Consider the following 19,688-nt stretch of genomic DNA (forward strand, 5'->3'; position numbering starts at 1 on the left):
TTTTACGACATCCTCGACAAGGCGGGGAGTGTCACAAATAAAAGGCTGCAAAACGTAAAACCTGATGAAAGGCAGGAGACGGGTCGTTACTTACTCACTTTACCTTCTTTATGACCGAGGCCATCGTCCAGGCCCCGATCAGCAGGTTTGTGTTTACGATGTATTCTTTTGTGATCTGACAGTGCTTTAGCGTTCTTGCAGAGCTTTGCACATAGCCGCGGCTGACCATTCAACCCGACCACGGTTAAGTTACAGGTTTGTTGGCCTGTGTGTTCTTTTCTTTTGTGATGCGACAGAGCTGAAGCATCTTTGAAGACCTTCCCGCATGGTCGCCGCTGACCATTTGCCCCGACTACTGTTATGTTGCAGATTCGTTGCCTGCCGTGTTGTCTTCTTTTGTGATCCGTCAGGGCTTTAGCACTCTTGCTAACTGCCCCACAGGGCTGCGGCTGGCCATCCTGGCCGAAGACAGCTACGTCACAGGTTTGTTGCCTGCTGTGGTGCCTTCTTTTGTGATCGTTCAGGGCTTGGGCATTGTTGCAGACCGTCCCGCATGGCCTCTGCTGACCATCCTGCCGGATCACTGATACGTCGCAGGTTTGTTGTCCTGTGTGTTCTTTTCTCTTGTGATAATCTAAGGCTCGAGCATTTTTCCAGACCGTCCAACATGGCCGATGCTGACCATCCTCCGCGACCACTTTTAAATGACAGGTTTGTTGCCCTCTGTGGAGGCCACTTTTGTGAGACGAAAGGGTTTTAGCACTCTTGCAAACTGTCCCGCAGGGCTGAGGCTGACCATCCTGGCCGACGACAGTTACGTCACAGATTCGTTGCCCACTGCTGTTTTTGCTTTGTACTTTGTCTGTCCGGAAAAGATGAGGTGGGCTTTGACTCTTACCCAGATTGAGTAGCCCGCTGATTATAATCAAATCATCAGAGGTGGCAGACACATTCCCGGGCAATTGCATATCGCCTGGCTGATGAGTTCGGGGCTGAGAATCTCTAGCGGTTACAGAATCAAAATCACTGATGCAACCGGCTGATGCTTCTGTGTTGTCTGTCGAATTTTTTTCAGAATTCAGCGTCGATTCAGAGGGCCCGCTGCTATCCGATGCTGGTCGTAATTGACAAACGCCGTGACAAGAGTTGACGAAACAGTTTAAACCTAAAGTGTGTGAGTCTTGTTTGGGGTCTTCGTTACCATTGCCAGAGTCAGAACACAGAAGATGAGTGAAATAGCCTGTGGGGTTGTTAGTGGCTTGTGGGGCTTGTTGGCCTGTTGATTCTGGTGATGGGTATTGTGGTGAGTTATGTCCGAAGCCGAACATTGTGGTGATGATCGCAAATGGCTGATCCTCCTGTGTCAAAAGAGATGCCGATTGTAGTTCAATCGGTTTAAACACGGGTGAATCGGGGCTCCAGTAGTTTATTAAAACCCAGCTGACAATCACTTCTAAAGGTAACCATGAATAATCATTGGAATTTAAGGGCGTGTCTTTGATGGTCAGGATCAGTTCATAAGCAATCAACAGATTCGTGGCGTAGAGTCTTTGCCATGAAATCGACTCAATGAGGGGTGTTTTTACCCCATAATTGCAGGGTTTATGATTATGCAGAAAGTCTTGTCCTGCATAGCCGTTTTTTTCGATAATTTCTGACGGGTTGCCCGAAAATGTACGACGGTCATTCTTTATAAAGAAGTTTTGCTTTTTAAACCCTGTACTCTGCTCAAGGTCCACAGTAAAACGACCTGTCCAAGGTTCGGCCTGAGATGGCACAGACAATGGCAGCAGCAGAAACAGCAGTACAGTAAAGAGTAAGTGTCTAATAATTCTATCCTTGCATTCTGGTTTACAGAGAGGAAGGATAGATCAAGACAACTAGCGTGTTTTTCTATCAAAAACCTTCTGTCAGAAACTAGAGGCTGAACTGGACAAATCTTCATGAAAGGGTTGGGGTCAGATGGTTACTTACTCACTTTACCTTCTTGGAGACTGGGGTCATCGTGCAGATCCTCATCAGCAGGTTTGCGTTTTCGATGTATTCTTTTGTGATTCGCCAGAGCTTTAGAATTCTTAAAGAGCTTTCCGCATGGCTGCTGCTGACCATGCTCGCCGACCACGGTTTTGTCGCAGGTTTGTTGCCCTGTGTGGTTTCTTCTTTTGTGTTTCGCCAGAGCTTCAGCATTCTTAGAGAGCTTTTCGCATGGCCGCTGCTGACCATGCTCGCCGACCACGGTTTTGTCGCAGGTTTGTTGCCTGCCGTGATATCTTCTTCTGTGTTCTGAAAGAGCTCTGGCAGTCTTGAAGAGCTTCCCGCATAGCTGCGGCTGTCCATCCTCGATCACTGTTAAGTGACAGGTCTTTTGTGTCCTGTGCATACTGCTTTTGTGAGACGACAGGGCTCTGGCATTCTTGCAGACTGATCCGCAAGGTCGAAGCTGGCCATCCTGCCCGACCAAGGTTACTTCACAGATTTTTTGCCCGCTGTGGTGTCTTCGTTTGTGATCGCAGAGTGCTTGAGCATTGTTGAGAACCGTACCGCATCGCCACTGCTGGCCATTATTCCCGACCACGGTCAGGTCACAGGTTTGTTGTCCAGTGTGGGCTATTCTTTTGTGAGTTGAGAGAGCTTGAACGCTCTTGCAGATCTTCCCGCATGGCTGTTGCTGGCCACTTTCTGCGACCACGGTCATGCTACAGGTTTGTTGCCCTGTGTGTTCTTTTCTTCTGTGATACTTCAGAGCTCGAGCATTTTTACAGACTTTCCCGCATGGTCGCTGCTGACCATCCTCTCCGACCACTGTGAGTTGACAGGCTCGTTGCCCCATATGCATAGTGCTTTTGTGAGCCGACAGGGTTGCAGCATTCTTGCAGATTACTCCGCAGGGCTTCAGCTGGCCATCCTGCCCGACGACGTTTAAGTCACAGGTTTGTCGTCTGCTGTGGTATCTTTTTTTGTGATCCGCCAGGGCTTGAGCTTCGTTACAGATTGTCCCGCATGGCCGTTGTTGGCCATCCTGCCCGAAGACGATTTTGTTACAGGTTCTTAGTACGTTGTGGCTTTTTCTTTTGTGTGCTATCAGGGCTTGAGTGTTCATACAGATCTTCCCGCATGGTCGATCCTGATCGTCCTCCCCGATCACCATCATGTCACAGGCTTTTTGCCCGCTGTGGTATCTGCTTTTGTGAGACGACAGGGAATGAGCATTCATGCTAGCCTTCCCGCACGGACGCTGTTGGCCATTCTCCCCGACTATGGTCACGTCACAGGTTCGTTGCTTGCTGTGATCTCTGGCTTGTTTTGTGCCTGTTTGGGAAAGGCGAGTTCGGCTCAGTTGGGATGATCCTCTTGTTTGTTGTGTTTCCGAAGTCGCCATTGGAGAGGGCAAATGCTTAATCGTAAAAGAAGTGATGGTTTCTCCGGGGGGGCGGTGCCTGCGTAGATTGAGTAACCCGTTGATTATGATCAAGTCATCAGCAGTGGCAGACAGATTTCCGGGCATTCCTGCGTCATCAGGTTGATGAGTCTCAGGCTGAAAGGGTTGCCATGAAGCAAAACCACTTACGCAGCTCAAGCAGTGTCCATCCGTCAAATGAGGGTGTGAGCTTTGCCCGGGTGCTGTTTTTGTGGGGGCTGTCGAATTTTCTCTGGAATTCAGCGGCCATTCATTAGGTTCTGTGCTATCGGTTGATGTTCGCAATCGACAAAAGCCACGACAGGGATGAACGAAACAATTTAAACCTAAAGTGTGTGAATCTTGTTCAGGGTCTTCGTTACCATTGCCAGAATCAGAGTACACTGGATGGGTGGAATAGCCTGAAGGATGGGTCGTGGCTTTTGGGGCTTGTTGGCCGGATGGTTCTGATGACGGGTATTGTGGAGGGTTATGTCCGGAGCCAAACATTGTAGTGATGGTCACAAACGGCTTATCCCCCTGCCTCAGCATAGATGCCGACTGTAGTTCAATCAGTTTAAACAATGGTGAATCAGGGGTCCAATAGCTTCCTAGAAGCCAGCCAACAATCACTTTTAAAGGTAACCATAAATAAGGATTGTAACTTAAGGGCTTGTCTTTGATGGTAGGGATCAGTTCGTAAGCAAGCGCCAGATTCGTGGCATAGAGCCATTGCCATGAAAACGACTCAATGGTAGTGATTGTTACCCCGTAAACGCAGGGATTATGTCGATTATCATCAGGTGGAAAATCTGATCCTGAGTAGGCCTTTGTTTCGCTAATGTCTGACGGGTTTTCCGAAAACCTACGGCGGCCACTTTTCATGAAAAAGTTTTTCTGTTGAGATCCTGCACCCTGCTCATGGTCGATTTTTAGATGCCCTGTCGAGGGTTCTGCCTGACAGAGGACAGACAATGGCACTAGCAGGCAAAGCAGTGCAGAAAAGAGTGAGTGTTGAATAATTCTATCCTTGCGTTCTGGTTTACAGAGAGGAAGGATAGATCAAGAAAATCAGCGTGTTTTTCTATTAAAAAACTTCTGCCAGAAACCAGGAGGCTATAGCTGTACAGGGCAAGCCTCACGAAAGGGTTGCAGTCAGACGGTTACTTACTCACTTTGCCGCCTTGCTGAGGTCGTTGTCCGGGTCCCTGTTAGCAGGTCTGCGTTTTCGATGTATTCTTTTGTGATCCGACAGCGCTTTAGCAGTCTTACAGAGCTTTCCGCATGGTCGCTGTTGGCCATCCTTCCCGACCACGGTCAAGTGACAGGCATGTTGCCCCGTGTGTTCTTTTCTTTTGTGATACATCAGGGCTCGAGCATTTCTGCAGACCTTCCCGCATGGCTGCTGCTGACCATCCTCCCCGACTTCTGTGAAGTGACAGGTTTGTTGCACCCTGTGGATGCCACTTTTGTGACACGACAGGTTTTTAGCATTCTTGCAAACTACCCCGCACGGTCGCAGTTGGCCATCCGGCCCGACCAGGGTAACGTCACAGGTTTGTTGCCCGCTGTGGTCTTTCCTTTTGTGATCCGACAGGTTTTTAGCATGCTTGCAAACTTTTCCGCAAGGTTGCGGCTGGCCATCCTGCCCGTCCACGATGACGTCACAGGTTTTTTGTCCGCAGTGGATGTTGCTTTTGTGAGATGACAGGGCTTGAGCATTCTCGCAAACTTCTCCGCAAGGCTGCAGCTGGCCATCCTGCCCGACCATGGTTACGTCACAGAATTGTTCTCCGGTGTGGCTTTTTCTTTTGTGAGCTGACAGGGCTTGGGCGTTTGTGCAGATCTTCCCGCATGATCGCTGCTGACCATCCTCCCCGAGCACTGTTAAGTGACAGGTTTGTTGCACCCTGTGGATGCCACTTTTGTGAGACGACAGGGCTCTGGCATTCTTGCAGACTGAACCACAAAGCTGCGGTTGGCCATCCTGCCCAATGGTGGTTAAGCCACACGTTTGTTGCCCGCTGCGGTCTGAGGTCTGCTTCGTGGCTGTGCGGGAGAGAGGCAGGTTCTGACCCGGTTGGGATGATCCTGTTGTTTGTTGTATTTCTGAAGTCCCTATTGGAGTGGAAGAATTGTTGATGGTCAGTGAGTTTCTGGCATCTTCGAGAGGAGGCTGCTTACGTAGATTGAGTAACCCGTCGATTATAATCATGTCAGCAGAGGTGGCAGGTAAATTCTCAGGCATTCCCGCTTCATCAGGCTGAAAGGGTTGGCAGGAAGCCTGTTGGTACTGACTAGGAGAGAGATCATTCAATGTATCGACAGGCGGGATTTGTCTCGAATCTGTAGCCTTTAAAGAATCAAAATCACTTTTGCAACTCAAGCAGTGACTGTTTGAAAAATGAGGGCGTGAGCTTTGTCCGGGTGCTGCTTCTATGTGGTCTGTCGATTTTTTTTCGGAATTCAGGGGGCATTCAGCGGGCTCACTGCTATGGAACGCTGGTCGGAATCGACAAACGCCATGGCAGGGATGAATGAAACAATTTAAACCTAAAGTGTGTGAGTTTTGTTCAGGATCTTCATTACCGTTGCCTGAGTCAGAATACAGACGATGAGTGAAATAGCCTGTAGGGTTGTTAGTAGCTTGTGGGGCTTGCTGGCCAGTTGCTTCTGATGACGGGTATTGTGGAGGGTTATGTGCGGAGCCATACATTGTAGTGATGGTCGCAAATGGTTGATTCCTCTGTTTCAACATGGATGTCGCCTGCTGTTCAATCGGGTTATACAGCTGTAAATCAGGTTTCCAAGAGCTTTTTAAAAGCCAGCCGACAATCACTTCTGCGGGTAGCCACGAGTAAGGATTGGAATTTAAGGGCGTGTCTTTGATGGTCAGGATCAGTTCGTAAGCAATTACCAGATTCGCGGCGTTGAACCATTGCCATGAAATCGGTTCAATAATGGTTGTTTTTACCCCGTAATTGCAGGCGTTATGTTGTTTATCGTCAGGCGGTGAGTCTGATCTTGTATAGACATTTGTTTTGGTGATTTCTGACGGGGTGCCCGACGATATATTGGGTTCAGGATGTATAAAAAAGTTTTGCTTTTGAGATCCTGTACTCTGTTCAAGATCGACAGTAAAACATCTTGTCCACGGTTCTGCCTGACAGACGACAGAAAACGTAAGTGGCAGAAAAAGCAGCGAAGTAATGAGTAAGTGTTTAATAATTCTATCCTTGAGTTCTGGTTTACAGAGAGGAAGGATAGATCAAGACAATTCGCGTGTTTTTCTATTCAAAAACTTCTGTCAGAAACTAAAGGCTTTACAGGGCAAAACTTCACGAAAAGATTGGAGTCAGATGGTTACTTACTCACTTTACCTTCTTGATGACTGAGTTCATTGTCCAGGTTCCCGTCAGCAGGTTTGCGTTTTCGATGCATTCTTTTGTGATCCGACAGCGCTTGAGCATCCTTGAAAACCTTTCCGCATGGTCGCTGCTTGCCATCCTCCCCAATCACTGTCAAGTGACAGGTCCGTTGCTGTCTGTGAAGCCTGGTTTTGTGAGCTGACAGGGTTCTGGCGTTCTTGCAGACTCGCCCGCAAGGCCGTAGCTGGCGATTCTTACCGACGACGGTTTCGTTACAGGTTTGCCGCCCGGTGTGGTGTCTTCTTTTGTGATCCACCAAGGCCTGAGCATTTTTGCAGACCTTCCCGCATGGCTGCGGCTGCTCATTCTCCCCGGCCACAGTTAAGTTACAGATAAGTTTTTCTGTGTGGCATGCTTTCTTGTGATTCAAGAGGGCTTGAAAATTGTTGCAGGTCTTCCCGCACGGCAGTTGCTGGCCAGCTTCCCCAACCACAGTCACGTCACAGGTTTGTGGTCCTGTATGTTCTTTTCTTTTGTGATACGACAGCGTTTTAGCATTGCCAAAGGCTTTTCTGCATGGCAGCTGCTGACCATCCTCTGTGAACACCATCATATCGCAGGTTTTTTTCCTGCCGTGTTCTTTTCCTTTGTGATACAACAGAGTTTGAGCATTTTTGTAAACCTTTTTGCATGGCCGCTGCTGACCATCCTCCCCTAACACTATAAAGTCACAGGTTTTTTTCCCGCTGTGGTATCTGCGCTTGTGTCCTGCCAGAGCTTTAGCTGTCCTGCAGAGCTCCCCGCATGGCTCCGGCTGGCCATTCCTGATCACTGTTGTGCGACAGATTTGTTGCACCCTGTGGATGCCGCTTTTGTGAGACGACAGGGCTTTAGCATTCTTACAGACTGCCCCACAAGGGCGCTTCTGGCCATCCTGCCCGACTACGGTTACGCCACAGGTTTGTTGCCCGGTGTGGTATCTTCTTTTGTGATCGGTGAGGGCTTGAGCATTTTTGCAGACAATCCCGCATGGTCGCTGCTGGTTATTCTCCCCGACCACAGTTAAGTCACAGGTATGTTGTCCTGTATGGCTAAACCTTTTGTGAGCTGACAAGGCTTGAGTGCCCTTGAAGATTATCCCGCTGGGTTGCTGTTGGCCATTCTTCTCGTCTATGGTCACGTCACAGCTTCGTTGCCGAGTGTGGTCTGTGCTCTGTGCTGTGCCTGTCTTGGAAAAGCGAGGTGGGCTCTGACTCAATTGAGATGATTCTGTTGTTTGTTGTGTTTCTGATGTCTCCAATGGAGAGGGCAAATGAGTGAGTGCAGAGGAAGTTGAGGTTTCTTCGAGAGAACTACTTTTACGTAGATTGAGTAACCCGGTGATTATAATCACATCATCGGTAGTGGCTGGTGCCACCTGGGACATTGGCTCATCATCAGGCTGATGAGCCTGAGACTGAAAGGTTTGGCTTTGACTTATGCAATTTAAGCAGTGTCCTTCCAGTAAATGAGGGTGTGAGCTTTGTCCGGGTGCTGCTTCTGTGTAGTTTGTCGAATTTTCTTCGGAATTCAGCATCCATTCAACGGGCCAGCTGTTATCGGATGCTGGTTGGAATTGACAAACGCCATGACAGGGATGGACGAAACAATTTAAACCTAAAGTGTGTGAGTTTTGTTCAGGGCCATCATTACCGTCGCCAGAGTCAGAATACAGAAGATGAGTTGAATAGCCTGTAGGTATGTTATTGGCTTGTGGGGCTTGTTGGACGGATGATTCTGATGACGGGTGTTGTGACGATTTATGTCCGGAGCCAAACATTGTAGTGATGGGCGCAAATGGCTGACCCCCGTGTCTCAATATAGATGCTGCTTGTTGGTCAATCGGGTTAAACAGCAGTAAATCGGGTTTCCAGTAGCTTTTTAACAGCCAGCCGACAATCACTTCTACAGGTAACCATGAATAAGGATTGGAATTTAAGGGCATGTCTTTGATAGTCAGGATCAGTTTATAAGCAATCAGCAGACTAGAAGCGTAGAGCCATTGCCATGAAATCGATTCAATGATAGTGGCTTTTACTTCGTAATCGATGTGTTTATGTCGTTTATAATCAGGCGAAAAATATGATCCTTCATGGACGTTTATTTCGGTGCTGCCTGACGGGATGCCCGACAAAGTACGGCGATCACTCTCTATAAAAAAGTTTTGCTTTTGAGAGCCTTTGCTCTGCTCAAATTTGACAGTAAAACGCACTGTCCATGGCTCGGCCTGACAGACCAAAGACAACGGTAGCAAAAGCAGTGCAGTAAAGAGTAAGTGTTGAATAATTCTATCCTTGCATTCTGGTTTACAGAGAGGAAGGATAGATCAAGAAATAAGTATGTATCTGTGCTTCCCTTATGAGTTTTGGGTGTCAGATCAAAGACTGAAGCTATCGACTTGTCTTAGATCATCAAGCTTGCGTTTACGATGCTTTCTTTTGTGCTTCCTCAGGGCTTTACTATTATTGCAGATCTTTTCGCATGGCCCTTCCAGGCCATCCTCCCTGATCACGGTATAGCCACAGATTTTTTGTCTGGAGTAGTCTTTTTTTATTTTCTGATCCGACAGGGTTTGGCCATCATTTCCGACTATGGCCATGTCACAGACTTTTTGCCTTCGGTATTTTCTTCTGTGATCCAACAGGGCTGACTGACAAGTCGAAGTTAATTCCCGGGGAGCGTAATCATTCCTGAGCATTGATGCGTCATCATTGAGTGTTCCGCCTGTGTCATCTTTAAAGCCAGCCTCGGCACTCATTGGGTCTATAAAGTTGAAGTTGGCTGGGTCGTTATCAATGTCATAGGCCTTTATATCAAACATATTTCCAGAGTCGTATGGATGTTCAATGTCAAAAAGATCACAGGATGTTTCTACAGGTGAGTTTTTTCGGGAATCTTTGTCGTTTACAGGATCAAGATAGCCGATACAGCCTAAGTAGGATTCATGGGGTACATCAGGGCATGAGCTCTGTCTGGTAGATGCTTCTGCCTGACCTGTCTCCAGGGAATTCTGCAAACTTTCATCAGACCCTCTGTTATCGGATAGTGATCGGAATTGACAAACGCCATGACAAGGATCGACGAAACAATTTAAACTCAGCGTATGACGGTGTTGTTGAGGGTCTCCGTTACCTTTGCCTGAGTTAGAATGTAAGGTATGAGAGAAATAGCTTACTGATTGGCTGGTGGCTTGAGGGGGCCGCTGGCTGGAAGATTGTGATGGCTGGTAGTTTGATGGTTTATATCCGGAGTTTAACATCATAACAGTAATCGCAGGCAGGTGGTTCTGACTCGCCTGTTGTGCGATCAGATCAGGTTGTTGTATTCGGTTAAAGAGCGGTGAATCAGCCCTCCAATAGCTATTTAAAAGCCAGCCGACTGTGACAATTATTTCGGCAGGTAACTTTGAATAAAGGGCTAAGCTTAGTGGGTCGTCTCTGGCAATCAGGGTCACTTCGTTAGCAACCAGCAGCTGAGTAGCGCAAAGCAAATGCCAGGAAATTGACTCAATGATGCTTCTGTTAAATTTATAAATAAACGATATATGTCGTGAACTATAGAGCGGTGAATCCGATCCTGAATAGTCGTTTATGTCGGTAGTGACATACGGCTTGCCCGACAATGTGTTCAGGTTATGCTTCATAGAAAAGCCCTGGTTTGGAAAACCTGAATTTTGTTCAGGTTCGACAGTAAAGCGTCCTGTCCAGTGTTTGTCCTGACAGGCGAAAGACATCGAAATTAGCAGCAACAGCGGTGCCGCAAAGAGTGAGCCTTTAATAATTCTGTCCTTGGATTCCTGAATACAGAGAGGAAGGATAGATCAAGAACATAAGCGTGTTTGTTGTGTCTTTAGTGGTCAGGATCAGTTCGTAAGCGATCAACGGGTATGTGGTGTAAAACCATTGCCACGACATCGAATCAATCAGAGGCGACAGGTAACGACAGCAGCAAAAGTGACGCCATAAAGCATGGGTGCTTAATCATTCTATCTTGCATTCTGATTTAGTCATCGTCCTGGTTCGCATCAACAGGCTTGCGTTTTCGATGTTTTCTTTTGTGGTCCGACAGGGTTTCAGCAGGGCGGCGGACCCTCCCGCGTGGCCGCTGCCGGTCATTATTCCGGACCACTATCTCACCCAAGGCTTTTGGCCTGGTGTGGTATTTGCTTTTGTGAGATGACAGGGCATGAGCATTCTTACAGGCCTTCCCGCATGGCTGCTGTTGGCCATCTTCCCCGACTATGGTCACGTCACAGATTTGTTGCCCAGTGTGGATTAAACTTTTGTGATAGGACAGGATCTGAGTATTCTTGCAGACCAACCCGCATGGCTGCGGCTGACCATCCTCCCCGACCAGTATTCCATCACAGGTTTGTTGTCCGCTGTGCACGTCTCTTCTGTGATTAGAAAGGGTTAAAAAATTTTTGCAGATCGTCCCGCATGGTCGCGGTTGACCATCTTCCCCGACTATTTTCAAGTCACAGGTTTTTCGACCACTGTGGAAGTTTCTTTTGTGATCCGAGAAGCTTTTGGTACTCTTGCATACTGTTCCACATGGCTGCAGCAGGCCATCCTCACCAACCACTGTTGCAGCACAGGTTTTTTGTCCGCTGTGGGCATTGCTTTTGTGATTGTACAGGGATGAAAGATTTTTGCAGATCTTACCGCACGGCCGCTGCTGACTATCCTTTCCGGCCACTGTTGCATTACAGGTTTCTTGCCCGCTGTGGTGCATTCTTCTGTGAAGCGACAAGGCCTGAGCATTCTTGCAGACCTTCCCGCATGGCCAGAGTTGGCCATCCTTTCCAATGACTGTTGCGTTGCAGGCTTTCTGTCCGCTGTGGGCTGTGGCTTGATTTGACCCCGTCCGGGAAAGACGAGGCAGATTCTGATCCAATTGGGATGATCTTGGTTGCGTTTCTGAATGTTTAAGCGTAATAAAAAAACCGTCTTCTTGAATAGGAGGCTGTAGATCGGATGCTTTTTTAATGGCCGCAAAACCATGGGTGGTAGTAGGAAAACTCGCGAGTACTGGTGCATCATCATTGAGTGAACCCGCAGCGCCGGTCGTATCGGCGACCCCGTCCAGGGCGACCCCGTCTAAGGCGACCCCGTCTAAGGCGACCCCGTCAATAAAGTTGTCATCAAATAGTCGGTCAGAATCAAAAGGAAGTTGAACATCAGAAAGATCATTCGAAGCTCCAAGGAACAATTTTTCTTGTGAATCTGCCGTGTATAAAAAATCAAAATGACTTACACAATTTAAGCAGTGTCCAATAACTAAGTGGGGACATGAGCTTGCTACGGAATTCGGCGACCATTCAGCGGGTTCTCTGCTATCTGATGATGGTTGCAATTGACAAACGCCATGACAGGGAGAGACGTAACAATTTAATTCCAAGGTATGTGAATGTTGTTGAGGGCCTCTGTTGCCGCCATAGTCATTATTCAGTTGACTGATGAAAGAGGCTTTAGGGTGAGGGAGAGGCTTTGGGGCTTGCTGCCCGGATGACTTTGATGACTGATATTGTTGCTGGTTATGATCAGAGCCAAACATCACAGTGATGGTAGCAAACGGGTGTGCTCCCACAGATGCTGCTTTTTGTTCAACTGGGCTAAACAGCGGAAAACCGGGGTTCCAATAGCTTTTCAAAAGCCACTCGGCAATGATAGCCACTTCTACAGGTAGCCATGAATAAGGAGTAGAGTAAAGTGTAACATCTCTGGTGGTCAGGGTTAGTTCATAAGCAAACAGCAGGTGAGTGGCGCGAAGCAACTGCCACGAAATCGACTCAACAAGGGGCGTTTTTGTTTCGTAACTGTTTTGTTTATGACGTTTGTTATCAAGCGATGAGCCGGACCTCGCACAGCCGTCGTTGTCGGCAATGTCTGATGGGTTGTCCGGCAATGCAGGTATGACAGGTTTTATAGAAAAGTTCTTTTTTAGAGAGCCTGAATCCTGTCCAGGCTCGACAAAAAAACGTCGTGTCAACGGCTCTTCCTGACAGGTGACAGATAACGAAAGTATCAGCAACAACACTGCTGAAAAGAATATATGCTTAACCATTCTATCCTTGCATTGTCTTTTACAGAGAGGAAGAATAGATCAACTCTTGAAAATGCGAGTGTCAGATCAGGGACTGAACTTGTCATTCTGTTTGACATCAACAGGCTTGCGTTTTTGATGTATCCTTTTGTGATCCGAAAGGGCGAGGGCACTCTTGCAGATCGTCCAGCACGGCCGCTGTTGACCATTTTGCCCGACCACGATCGCATCACAGAATTTTATCTCGCCGTGGTTTCTTCTTGTGTGAATTGATAGGGCGGGAGCACTCTTGCAGACTCTTCCGCATGGCTGATGTTGACCATCCTCCCCGACCACGATCACGTCACAGACTTGCTGTCCGGAGTGGAAGTTTCTTTTGTGATGTGACAAGACTTTGGGATTCTTACAGACCGTTCCGCATGGTCGCTGTTGACCGTCCTCACCGATCACCGTCGCATCACAGGTTCGAATAACACCGTGGACTCTGTCTTTGTGAGATGACAGACATAGATGGTTTTTACAGATCTTTCCGCATGGCTGTAGCCGACCATCCTCTGTGACCACCGTCACCTCGCAGGTTTGTTCCCCTCTGTGGACTCTGCTTTTATGGGTTGCCAGAGACTGAGCACTCCTAAAGACTTTCCCGCATGGCCGTTGCTGACCATCTCCCCTGACCATGGAGAAGACACAAGTCTTTGGCTCGCTGTGATGGCTTTTTTTGTGAGAATACATAGATTGAGCATTCTTGAAGACTTTCCCGCATGGCTGCAGCTGGCCGTCCTCTCTGACTTCGGGCACGCCACAGGTTCGTTGCCCGCTGTGGAATGTGCTTTTATGAGTTGACAGGGCGCTGCTATTCTTGCAGGTCCTCCCGCACGACTGCGGCTGGCCATTTTGCCAAACTACGGTCACGTTGCAGGTTTTTGGTCCGTCGTGATATTTGCATTTGTGTTCAGGCAGATCCTGAGCCCTTTTGCAGACCTTTCCGCATGGCTTTTGCTGCCCATCTCTACCAACCACGGTCACGTCACAGGTTCGTTGCCTGGTGCGGTGTTTGCGTTTGTGACCCGAAAGGGCTCGTTGGAAATGTTTAATTTCATTCACTGGCTTTGACACATCATCATTGACTGGCCCTTTAGGGTCATTGGTGCAGGCGGTCCCTGCAACTGTTGACTCTCTGTAGTTGCAGATATTTGCAGGTGTTTCATTAATGTCATGAGCCTGAAGTAATTGGCCAGAAGTAGATTGGAGTTGAATGGCAGCGAGATTGTTCAATTTTCCTGACGGCGAGAGTTGCTGGGAGCTGGAAGGGTTTGTCGGGTCAAAATGAACTCTGCAACCAAGGCAGTGGCCATCAGCCAAATGAGAGCATGGGCTTTGTCCTGATATTGCTGTGAGGCTTGTCGAACTTTCTTCGAAGTTCGGCAAACATTTAGCGGGCTCTCTGACATCGGATGAGAGTCGGAATTGACAAATGCCATGACAGGGATAAATGTAGCAATTCAAGCCCAGAGTGTGCACGTTTTGTTGAGGGTCCCGGTCACCGCCTCCGGAGCCAGAATTCAAAGAGCCGATTAAAGAGCCTGTAAGTTGCGCAGTGTCATGTGGGACTTGCTGGGCGGAGGATTCTGATGGCTGATGGTGTGGTGACGCACGTCTGGAGCCAAACATCGCAGTGATGATTGCAAACGGGTGGTCCCCCGTTGTTGACATGGAGGCCACCCGTCGTTCAATGGCTTTAAACAGCAGTGAATCGGGACTGCAATAACTTTCTGAAAGCCAACTGATAACGACAACCAGGTCTAAAGGCAACCATGAATAGGGGAGTGAGTCCGGAGGGGCATCTTTGGTAGTCAGGATCAGTTCGTAAGCAACCAGAAGGTGAGTGGCGTAAAGCATAGGCAATAAAATCGATGTAACAAGGGGCGTTTTTATCCCGTAAACGTAAGGTCTGTGTCGTTTGCCATCAGGCGGTAAATCGGAACCTGTGCAGCCGTTGTTGTCGGCAGTGCCTGAAGCTTTGTCCGGTAATGTAGGACGGTCACATTTTATAGAAAAGTTCTGTTTTGGAGAATCAGCATCCTGCTCGAGCTCGACAATAAAACGTCGTGTCAATGGTTCGGCCTTAAAGGCGACTGACAAAGACAATAGCAGTATTAGTGGTGCCGCTAAGAGTGAGTGTTTAATAATCCTATCCTTGCATTCTGGTTTACAGAGATGAAGGATAGATCACCTTATGAGAAGGTGCGGGTGTCAGATTATGGACTGAAGCCGAAGTCTATGAAGCTATTTGCCAGGAGCCTGTCGGACTTGAGCATCCTCTCTACGGGCGCTGTCCTCTGTCAGCCTCCTGGTCAACATCAACAGGCTTGTGCTTTCGATGTACCCTTTTGTGATTGTTCAGGGCTTGAGCAGTGTTGCAGATCTTCCCGCATGGCTGCGGCTGACCATCCTCCCCGACTACGGTCACTTCACAGGTTTTTCGCCCGGTATGGTATTTGCTTTTGTGAGATGACATAGCCTTGGCATTCCTACAGGCCTTCCCGCATGGCTGCTGCAGGCCATTTTTTCCGACCACGGTCAGGTTACAGATTTGTTGTTCACAGTGATCTCTTCGATTGTGACTCATAAGGGTTCTGGTATTACTGAAGACTTTTCCGCATGGTTGCTGCTGGCCATCCTCCCCAACCATGGTCACGTCACAGGTTTGTTGCCCGCTGTGGTATTTTGTTTTGTGAGCCGACATGGCTTGAAGACTCTTGCAAACTCTTGCACATGGCTGCGACTGGCCACTCTTCACAACCACTGTTGCCCGACAGGCATATTCTTTGGCGTGGGCTCTTCTTTTGTGATCCCTCAGGGCAATGACATTATTGCAGACCTTCCCGCAGAGTCGCAGCTGGCCATCCTTCCCAAACACGCTTATGTCACAGCTTTGTTGTCCGGTGTGGTCTCTTTGTTTGTGTCTCGACAGGGTTTGAGCATTCTTGCAGACGGCCCCACATCGGCGCGACTGGCCATCCTCCGCGACCAGAATCTCGTTGCAGGTTTTTTGCCCGCTATGGTAACTGCTTTTGTGAGCCGACAGAGATTGAGCATTCTTGAGGACGAGCCCACATGGCCGTGACTGGCCATCTTTTCCGATCAGAATCTTGGTGCAGGTTTTTTGCCCGGTATGGTAACTGTATCTGTGAGCCGATAGAGATTGAGCATTCTTGAAGATGGCCCCACATGGCCGCAACTGGCCATCTTTTCCCACTGTTGTTACGTCACAGGTTGGTTGTCTTCTGTCGTTTTTGGCATTTATTGCGCCTACCGGGGAAAGATGAGGTTGGTCATCATCCGGTTGGGATGATTCAGTAGTTGATCCAGGTATTTCTGAATAATCAGGCGTTGAGGAAAAAACGGACTCTCTGAGAAGATCATATAGATCGCTTGAGCCATTAATGTCCATTAAATGGTCAGCGGTGTAAGGCCAATTCCCGGGCATTGGCAATTCATCATTAAATGGTTCGGCAGCATTTGTTGTAGAAGCGATTCCATTTAATGCGATCCCGTCTACAGAGTTGCCAGCAAATACTGGGTGTGAATTGAATAGGGGTTGTATATCAGAAAAATCATTCAGTATTTCAGGAAGCGGGTCTTCCCGGGAGTCTTCAGCAGTCTCCGGATGACAAAGATCTATGTAATCCAGGCAGTGTCCATTAGCCAGATGAGGTGAGCTTCCTCTGTAATCCAGTGGCTGTTCAGATAACTCGCAACTATCGAATGATGGTCGGAATATGCAAACGTTATTACAGGGATAGACGTAGCAATTTAAATTCAGCGTGTGTTGGTGTTGTTCAGGGCCCTCGTCACCATTGTCAGAGTCAGGATACAGGAGGTTGCTGAAATAGCCTTTAGTGAAGGTGAGTTTTTCCCTGGTGTTTTGGCCGGATGATTCTGATGACTGGTATTGTGCTGAGTTCTTTCCAGAGTCAAGTGCTGAAGTGATGACCGCAAACAGACGATCCTCCCATGTCAGAATAAATGAACAATGTCGTACAATAGGACTAAACAATGGTGAATCGGGATTCCAGTCACTTTTCAAAAGCCAACCGATAGCGACAACCAATTTTACAGGCAGGCATAAATATGGTTTGGAGATCATTAGGGTGTCTCTGGCAGTCAGGATCAGTTCACAGGCAACCAGCAGCTGGGTGGCATAAAGCCATTGCCACGAAATCGACTCGGGAATGGTCGATTTTATTTCGAAACTGAGAAATATTTGTCGTTTATTCTCGGGTAGCGAAAAGGAGCCTGTACAGATGGTATTGCAGTCCGTGCCTGACAGGCTGCCCGGCAATGTATGACAGTCACACTTGGAAAAGCTCTGTATTGGAGAGCCTGAATTCTGTTCAAGCTTAACAGAAAAACGTTCTGTCGACGGTTCGGCCGGACAGAAGACAGACCGCAACAGAAGCAACAACACCTGTGCTGCGAAGAGTGTATGTTTAATAATTCTATCCTTGCCTTCTGGTTTAAAAAGCGAAGGATAGATCAAGAAAATAAGCGTGTTTTTCTGCTGAAGTTCTTCTGTTAAAAAAACTCTGTCAAAAGCCAAAGGTTGTAGGAGGCAAAACCTCATTAAAGAGTGTTTCAGATCAAGGATTGGGGCTATCCTCCAGACCATCAAACTTGAGTTTTCCATGTGAACATTTGTGAATTGCCAGGGAAAGAACACTTTTGTAGACTTTTCCACATGGCCGTTGCTGGCCATCCTTGGCGACCACTATAAAGTTACAGGTCTTTTTCTTGGCGTGGCATCCTCTTATGTGTTCAAGCAGGGTCAGGGCACTCTTGCAGACCTTCCCGCACGGCCTGGGCTGACCATCCTCTGCGATCACTATTGTTTCACAGGTTTTTTGCTCGCTGTGATTTCTTCTTTTATGATCCGACAGGGCCCTGGCATTGCTGAGGATCTTCCCGCATGACTGCAGCTGGCCATCCTCCCTGACCACTCTGAAGTCACAAGTTTTTTGCCCGGTGTGTTTTCTTCTTTTATGATCGGAAAGAGCTTTAGCGCTCTTGCAAACCTTTCCGCATGGCTGCGGCTGGCCATCCTCTCCGGTTACGGTCGTGTTACAGGTTTGTTGCCGACTATGCCCTCTTCTTTCGTGATCCAACAGGGATTTATAAGACCTGCAGACCTTACCGCATGGTCGTTTCTGACCATCCTCCCTGACCACGGTCATGCTACAGGTTTGTTCTCCGGTGTGTTGGCTTATTTTGTGATACGACAGGGCTTTAATATTCCTAAAGACCATCCCACATGCTCGCTGCTTGCCATTCTTACCGACCACGGTCAGATAACAGATTTTTTGCCCCCTGTGGATTCTGTTTTTATGAGATGACAGATATTTAGCATTCGTGAAAACTTTTCCGCATGGCTGTGGCATATTATCCTGACCGATTACTGTCAAGTCACATATTTCCTGCCCGGTGCGGATGTTGCCTCTGTAATTCAACAGGTTGTATTGGCAATGTTCAGCCAATGACGGGGTGAACCAGTTAGTAACCGAAGCAGTGGCTCCTTCGAGAAGATTATTTGGGTCGAGTGACCTGCTAATGATTGCAAAACCGTCAGCGCCGGAAGACAAATTCCCTGCCATATCATCATGGAGTGGTGCGGGAGTCTTGGTTGCACAGATTGCTCCAGCAACCATTGACTCTGAGGTGACCCCGATTAAGGCGACTTCGTTTGTATAGTTGCTGCTATTGTCGGGCTTGCCACTAATGTCGTGGAGCAGTGGCTCTGATAGTGGGGCAGAATCGAATGGGAGTTGGATGTCAGGGAGATAGTTTGACGTGTAGAAAAGCGAGTTTTGTTCGGGATGTATAGCGTCTTCAGAATATGAATAGTCTATGCAACCAAGACAGTTTCCATCAGCTAAATGAGGGCATGAGCTTTGTCCTGGTATTGCTCCTGTTTGGCCTGCTGCACTCTCTTTGGAATTCATCATCCATTCAGCGGGCCATCTGCTATCGGATGGTAGTCGCAATCGACAAACACCGAGGCAGGGATAAACGAAACAATTAAAATCCAAAGTATGCAGCTGTTGGTCAGGACCTCCGTTATTGCCGCCATACTTGTTATTCAGTGGGGTGGTCGAATAGCCCGCAGGGTGGCTAGTGGCTTGCGGGGCATGCTGCCTCGATGATTCTAATGGTTGGCATTTTTGTAGGTCATGTCTGGAGCCAAACGTCATCATGGCTGAAAACGGCTGTTCCCACTGTGTCAACATAGAAGTCGACTGTAGTTCAATCGGGTTAAGCAGTGGTGAATCGGGGTGCCAATAGTTTTTTATAATCCAGATCGCCGCTATAGTCGCCTCTGCGGGTATCCATGAATAAGGTGTGGTGCTCAGGGGGGTGTTTTTAGTAGTCAGGATCAGTTTGTAGGCAGCCAGCAGCTCGTTGGCAGAAAGCAACTGCCAGAAAACCGACTCAATAAGTGTTGTTTTCAGACTGTAACTGTAGTTATTGTATCGTTTAATTTCGGGTGGCAGATCTGGTTCTGCATAGTGGTTTCTGACGGCAACATTTGAAGGTTCATTTGGTAATATATGCCAGACCTGTCCGATAGAAAAGCTCTCATTTGGAGAACCTGAATCTTGTACAAACTCGACAACGAGAGGTCCTGACCACGGGCTAGTCTGGCTGATGACGGGCAACGACAATAGCAGCAACAGCGTTGCCGCAAGGAGTGAGAGATTAATAATCCTATCCTTGCATCATGGTTTTTCAGAAAGGAAGAATAGATCAAGAAAATAAACGTGTTCATCTGTCAAAATCTTTCC

At 48.0% G+C, this 19,688-nt stretch carries 9 protein-coding genes; all 9 read right to left on the reverse strand.

Annotated elements, in window-relative coordinates:
- Positions 1 to 86: 86 nt before the first annotated feature.
- Entirely contained in the window at positions 87 to 1,739 is a 1,653-nt protein-coding gene (locus ACOJUO_RS12520; protein ID WP_422136998.1) for a hypothetical protein, read from the reverse strand.
- Between the two features lie 227 nt (positions 1,740 to 1,966).
- Positions 1,967 to 4,282 carry a hypothetical protein gene (locus ACOJUO_RS12525; protein WP_422139967.1) on the reverse strand — a complete coding sequence of 772 codons (2,316 nt, stop codon included), beginning with the start codon at positions 4,280 to 4,282 and terminating at the stop codon, positions 1,967 to 1,969.
- A gap of 286 nt (positions 4,283 to 4,568) precedes the next feature.
- Complete coding sequence (locus ACOJUO_RS12530) at positions 4,569 to 6,155, reverse strand: hypothetical protein (protein WP_422139968.1); 1,587 nt, start codon at positions 6,153 to 6,155, stop codon at positions 4,569 to 4,571.
- A 605-nt stretch (positions 6,156 to 6,760) separates the two neighbouring features.
- Positions 6,761 to 9,049 (reverse strand): hypothetical protein, encoded by a 2,289-nt coding sequence (locus ACOJUO_RS12535; protein ID WP_422139969.1) that lies wholly within the window; start codon positions 9,047 to 9,049, stop codon positions 6,761 to 6,763.
- 132 nt (positions 9,050 to 9,181) lie between these two features.
- Positions 9,182 to 10,537 carry a hypothetical protein gene (locus tag ACOJUO_RS12540; RefSeq protein ID WP_422139970.1) on the reverse strand — a complete coding sequence of 452 codons (1,356 nt, stop codon included), beginning with the start codon at positions 10,535 to 10,537 and terminating at the stop codon, positions 9,182 to 9,184.
- Positions 10,538 to 10,806: 269 nt separating this feature from the next.
- Complete coding sequence (locus tag ACOJUO_RS12545) at positions 10,807 to 12,795, reverse strand: hypothetical protein (RefSeq protein WP_422139971.1); 1,989 nt, start codon at positions 12,793 to 12,795, stop codon at positions 10,807 to 10,809.
- Between the two features lie 141 nt (positions 12,796 to 12,936).
- Positions 12,937 to 14,964 (reverse strand): hypothetical protein, encoded by a 2,028-nt coding sequence (locus ACOJUO_RS12550; RefSeq protein ID WP_422139972.1) that lies wholly within the window; start codon positions 14,962 to 14,964, stop codon positions 12,937 to 12,939.
- A gap of 208 nt (positions 14,965 to 15,172) precedes the next feature.
- Positions 15,173 to 17,305, reverse strand: a complete 2,133-nt coding sequence (locus ACOJUO_RS12555; protein ID WP_422139973.1) for a hypothetical protein — start codon at positions 17,303 to 17,305, stop codon at positions 15,173 to 15,175.
- Between the two features lie 187 nt (positions 17,306 to 17,492).
- A complete protein-coding gene (locus ACOJUO_RS12560; protein ID WP_422139974.1) occupies positions 17,493 to 19,577 on the reverse strand; it encodes a hypothetical protein in 2,085 nt (694 codons plus the stop codon).
- Positions 19,578 to 19,688: the final 111 nt, after the last annotated feature.

Source organism: Endozoicomonas sp. ALC020 (genome assembly GCF_049275935.1).
In the GTDB taxonomy this organism is placed as follows: Bacteria; Pseudomonadota; Gammaproteobacteria; order Pseudomonadales; family Endozoicomonadaceae; genus Endozoicomonas_A.

Coding starts and splice junctions, on each gene's coding strand:
- ACOJUO_RS12525 (WP_422139967.1), bottom strand. CDS start 4,282: ATGAAAAGTGGCCGCCGTAGGTTTTCGGAAAACCCGTCAGACATTAGC.
- ACOJUO_RS12530 (WP_422139968.1), bottom strand. CDS start 6,155: ATGTTGAAACAGAGGAATCAACCATTTGCGACCATCACTACAATGTAT.
- ACOJUO_RS12540 (WP_422139970.1), bottom strand. CDS start 10,537: ATGTCTTTCGCCTGTCAGGACAAACACTGGACAGGACGCTTTACTGTC.